The organism is Frankia sp. CcWB2, from assembly GCF_977927585.1.
In genome coordinates, this window is record NZ_CDWRCM010000144.1 from 6,248 (window position 1) to 8,103 (window position 1,856).

Genomic DNA, 1,856 nt, shown 5'->3' on the forward strand with positions numbered 1-1,856 from the left:
CAGGCCGCCGATCTCCAGCACCTGGACGCGGGCCAGCGCGTCGGCGGTCGTGGTGTCCGAGGACGGCAGGTTGGCGAGGGCCTTGGCGAACGCCTCGTCGAAGCTGAGTGCGGGTGACAGTCCGATGGCCTCTTCCGCCCCTGCCTCGGTCCCCGCCTCCGCCTCCGGCGCGGCGGTCCGGTGAGCGATCCCGCGAACGGTGTCGACGTAGCCGGCCAGTTCCTTGCCGCAGGGCTCGATGTCGACCTGGTCGGTGCCGTCGGCGTGATGGACGGTGATCCGGGGTTGATCCTCGGGGTAGCGAACCATCTCGGCGTAGCGGTATGGCGTGACCACCTGCGGGAAGACGCCGGGCCGCGCGCGGCGCTCGAGGTCGAACTGTTGCGGGAAGATGCGCACCCTGCTCTCGGCGATGTCGACGTCGAATCCGGGCGTGGGCAGGTCGCCTTCGGCGACGATCAGCACGTACGGCCCTTCGCGGAAAGCACTTATTCTGGTCCGACTGGCCAGTTCACGACGACTCATGGCTTCTCCCAACGGCGGAGGAATGGGTCCGGAAGTGGTTCCCCTCGATGGCATTCTCGTACGTCGTGTGGCCGGACGGCTGCCGTTGCCGTATAGCCGACAGGCCCGGGTCCGAGCCCGAGCGGGGTACCGGTACATTCGCCTGTAAAAGGATAACGGGTCCTGACGTCAACCATGCCGTTCGCGGGCAGGTACCGGTTCGCGAGCGTGGAACCCGGCGGGGAGGTGACGGGCATGGGTGACATTCTGGTCGGGACAGCTTCCTGGACGGACCCGACGCTGCTGAGGTCCGGATGGTACCCACCGGAGGTCACCAGCGCCGAGCAGCGGCTGCGCTACTATGCCCGGCAGTTCCCGCTGGTCGAGGTCGACTCCACCTACTACGCGCCGCCGGCGGAGCGGACGGTGCGGACGTGGGCGACGCGCACCCCGGCCGACTTCACCTTCAACGTCAAGGCTTTCTCGCTGCTCACGGGGCATCCGACTCGCCCGGGCGCGCTGTACAGGGACCTGCGCGACGTTGTCGGGCCGGATCGGAGGAACCTCTACGTCCGCGACCTGGACGCCAACGTCGTCGACGAGGTGTGGGAGCGGTTCCTCACCGCGCTGGCACCGCTCACCGAGGCCGGCAAGCTCGGCGCCCTGCTCTTCCAGTTCCCGCAGTGGTTTCCGATCAGCGCCGCGAACAATCGCTACATCCTGGAGTGCCAGCGCCGGTGCCGGCCGGTGCGGATCTGCGTGGAATTCCGTAACCACACCTGGATGGACGAACGCAACCGTGAGGAGACACTCGATTTCCTCGCCTCTCAGGCGATTCCGTACGTGTGCGTCGACATGCCCCAGGGCTATCCGAGTTCGATTCCGCCGGTGCTCGCCGCGACTGCCGATCTCGCGGTCGTCCGGTTCCACGGTCACAGCGAGCGGTGGACGAGCAAGGACATCCACGAACGCTTCGGCTACCGCTACAGCGAGGACGAACTGCGCGCATGGGCCCCGAGGATCCGGGAGCTGGCGAACGGCGTCGCCACGACCCACGTCCTCATGAACAACTGCTATGCCGACTATGCGCAGCGCAACGCCAGACAGTTGGCCGACCTGCTGGCCCGGCTCGACTCTCGCGAGAACCGTGGTCGTCGGAGGGACGAACAGAGTTCCCGTTTACGTCCCAGAGTCGGTGGCAGGGCGTCACGCTCGTTGGCCGACTTGTCCCAATCCGGAGCCGTTGGGGAGCCGATCGGTTACGATCCGCCTGGGTTGCAGGGCGGGAGGTGATCCAGTTTGGCGGAGCCGGGAACGTCGGCGCACTATGAGCGCCTCGCCGACGCGTACGA

General features: G+C 67.2%; 2 protein-coding genes. One reads left to right on the plus strand and one right to left on the minus strand.

All coding sequences use genetic code 11. The annotated features are described in order from the left end of the window. Positions 1–525, minus strand: a 525-nt coding sequence (locus ACY45C_RS15095; protein WP_462188232.1) for a hypothetical protein, incomplete at its 3' end; no start/stop codon positions are given. 234 nt (positions 526–759) lie between these two features. On the opposite strand from ACY45C_RS15095, the gene ACY45C_RS15100 reads away from it, so the two are divergent. Next, positions 760–1,797, plus strand: a complete 1,038-nt coding sequence (locus ACY45C_RS15100) for a DUF72 domain-containing protein (RefSeq protein WP_462188233.1) — start codon at positions 760–762, stop codon at positions 1,795–1,797. The last annotated feature ends 59 nt before the right edge of the window (positions 1,798–1,856 follow it).

What these genes read in the sequence shown, in the direction of transcription:
- ACY45C_RS15100 (WP_462188233.1), top strand. Translation starts at nt 760, where the DNA reads ATGGGTGACATTCTGGTCGGGACAGCTTCCTGGACGGACCCGACGCTG.